General features: G+C 74.9%; 2 protein-coding genes. One reads left to right on the top strand and one right to left on the bottom strand.

Going from position 1 to position 1,828, the window contains the following annotated elements:
* On the top strand, window positions 1–345 hold a 345-nt coding region (locus tag BG452_RS34215; protein WP_223243147.1), incomplete at its 5' end, for a hypothetical protein.
* On the opposite strand, the gene BG452_RS34210 is transcribed toward BG452_RS34215, so the two are convergent.
* A complete protein-coding gene (locus tag BG452_RS34210) occupies window positions 342–1,490 on the bottom strand; it encodes an AI-2E family transporter (protein WP_317621362.1) in 1,149 nt (382 codons plus the stop codon). The two genes, BG452_RS34215 and BG452_RS34210, sit on opposite strands and share 4 nt — an antisense overlap.
* Window positions 1,491–1,828 lie beyond the last annotated feature (338 nt).

The following is a 1,828-nucleotide window of genomic DNA, read 5'->3' as shown; positions in this document are numbered from 1 at the left end:
ATCGCGGGCCGCCCGGTGAGCGGCCGGGGGCAGCCGCGCTCCGGCGGGTGCGGGTGGATGGTGCTGGCCACCGTCTGGTGGACGGTGATCTGCTTCGTCTCGGTGTTCTGGACGATCTTCGCGACCGAACACCCGCCCTGGCACGGGTACTACGCCCTGCTGTGGGTGGTGGGGCTGCCCTGGGGCGGGCCGGTGCTGGGAGCCGCACTGACCCGCGGGGTGCTGCGGCGGACGTCGCTTCGCGGGTCGCACTGGGCGGAGCAGGAGGCCCTGATCGCGACCGGCGCGCTGGTGGGGCTGGCGATCGCGGCAGCCCTCACCTCCGTGCTTTCCGCGCTCCCCTAGTCCGCGGCCGCCGCCGGCTGAGCCGCCCCCGGTTGAGTCCCTGCCGGTTGGGCGGCCGCCGTGCGTTCGGCGGCCTCGCGGGCGGCTTCGAGGGCGGTGAAGACGGCCTGGCCGGCCTCGTTGCGGCGGCGCAGGTGGGCGACCACGGTGTTGGTGACGGCGATCAGCGGGACGGCGACCACCGCGCCGCCGATGCCGCCGATGATGCCGCCGGCCGCGACGCCGAGGACCACGCCGAGGGGGTGGACCCGGACGGCCCGGCCGAGGATGAGCGGCTGGAGGATGTGGCTCTCCACCTGCATCACCGCGATCAGCACGACCAGCACCATCAGCGCCGTCCACGGCCCCTGGGTGACCAGGGCGATCAGGACGGCGACGGTCCCGGTGACCAGGGCTCCGACCAGCGGGACGAACGCGCCGAGGAAGATGATCACGGCCAGTGGCATGGCCAGCGGCACGCCGAGCAGGTCGATGCCGATGCCGATGCAGACGGCGTCGATGAAGGCCACGCAGACGGTGCCGCGCACGTACGCGGTGAGCGTCGTCCAGGCCTTCGGGCCGGCTCCGGCCATCGCGAAACGGGACTGCCGGGGCAGGCCGCGCAGCGCCCAGTTCCAGATGTTGGCGCCGTCGTAGAGGAAGAAGAAGGTGGTGAAGAAGGTCATCAGCAGCGCGGTCAGGATCTCGACGGCGATCTGCGCGCCGGTGATCGAGGCCGAGGTGAGCTGGTCGGTGTTGGTGGTGATGGCCTTGGTGATCTGGTTGGCGAAGTCGGTGATCTGCTGCTGGGTCAGGTGCAGCGGTCCGGTGATCATCCAGTCCCGCAGCTGGTTGACGCCGGTCTTCACCTGGTTGGTGACGTCGGGCAGGTTGGTGGAGACCTGCCAGACCACGAACCAGCCGACCAGCCCGATCCCGGCGAGGCCGCTCAGGAAGACCCCGCCCGCGGCGAGCGAGCGCGGCACCCCGCGCCGGCGCAGCCAGGAGACCGAGGGTTCCAGCAGCGCGGTGATCAGCAGTGAGGCGAGCACCGAGAAGGCGACCAGCCGCAGCATGTCGACGACGTAGAAGACGACGTAGAGCGCGGCGCCGAGCAGCAGCAGCCGCCAGGTCGACTCGGCGGCGACCCGCAGGCCCCAGGGCACCGCCTCGGCGGGGGTGGCGGGCCGGCCGGGGTGGTACTCCCGGCCGAGTCCGGCGTGCGCGGCGGGCGCGAGATCGGGAGAGCGGGGGGGGGGGGAAGGGGGGGGGGGGGGGGGGGGGGGGCGGGGGGGGGGGGGGGGGCGGGGGGGGCGGGGGGGGGGGGGGGGGGGGGGGGGGGGGGGGGGGGGGGGGGGGGGGGGGGGGGGGGGCGGGGCGGGGCGGGGTGCGGTGGCTGTCCGGGCGGGTGATCAGGACGTCGCCCTCGGCGGACTCGGCGGCCGGGGCGTAGCCCATGGTGCGCAGGGCGGCGAGCAGGACGTCGGGGGCGGCCTGGGAGGCG

The sequence above is a fragment of the Streptomyces sp. CBMA123 genome, assembly GCF_014596465.1.
Taxonomy (GTDB): domain Bacteria; phylum Actinomycetota; class Actinomycetes; order Streptomycetales; family Streptomycetaceae; genus Kitasatospora.
This window is presented reverse-complemented; position numbering and strand designations above follow the sequence as displayed.